Below are 740 nucleotides of genomic sequence, written 5' to 3'. Positions count from 1 at the left end.
CACCGTTAACCGTTTTGCTATATTGCTCAATGACCGCTTCTGTTAAGTGACCAAGTCGGATTGCACCAACCACGTTAATACGGGTTCGGCTTCCCGTCGTTTCTATCGGTTTATCAACGCCTTTTTTTATCCAGCCAGCGGTGATTTTTGTGGCTTGGGTCGGATGAACCGCATCCATAAATAATAACGGTTCATCAGGGGTTAACGAGGATTTTAGTTGCTCATAATATTCAATGAAAGCCGTTTGTTTGTCTTCATCAAATTTGTGAGGAACCCCTTTAGGGTTTTTATAGCTGAACTGATGTTTATGCAGCCATTTATTGAGGCCTGACACTGTGTACTTAATCTGAAATTGTTCTGAGATATAAGCGACTATTTGATGGCTATGCAAGTAGGTCACCTCACACAGGTGTGCAATCAATAGTTCAGTTTGCTCTTGACTCAGATAGCTTAAAGAGCCGCCACTATTACACGTGAGTTTTTGGTCGTGAGCATAGGCATCAATGTATCGAACTACGGTCGTTTCGTGAATACGTAACGCTTGGGCAATCATTGGCGTTGGCCAATTTTCATCGCGTAGTAAAATGGCTTTAATGCGATCACACTCACGCCTATCACTCGAGCTTTTATGTCGAGTTTCCAATGCTACTTTTTGTTCTGGCGAGAGTGTAATTTGTTTCATGGGGCTATGATGATCCCATTTGGGACAAAATCAAGCATTTTCAATGATCACGGGTATA

The 740-nt window shown here is 42.3% G+C and carries 1 protein-coding gene; it reads right to left on the bottom strand.

Annotated elements, in window-relative coordinates; all coding sequences use genetic code 11:
- Positions 1 to 682: IS630 family transposase (locus AAEZ00_RS20580; protein WP_351089725.1), on the bottom strand; the 682-nt coding region annotated here is incomplete at its 3' end.
- Between the last annotated feature and the right edge of the window lie 58 nt (positions 683 to 740).

Origin of the sequence: Shewanella sp. S1-49-MNA-CIBAN-0167 (genome assembly GCF_040310145.1) — a bacterium.
GTDB lineage: Bacteria > Pseudomonadota > Gammaproteobacteria > Enterobacterales > Shewanellaceae > Shewanella > Shewanella psychromarinicola.
The sequence above is the reverse complement of the archived record's forward strand: the minus strand, read 5'-3'. Positions and strand labels throughout refer to the sequence as shown.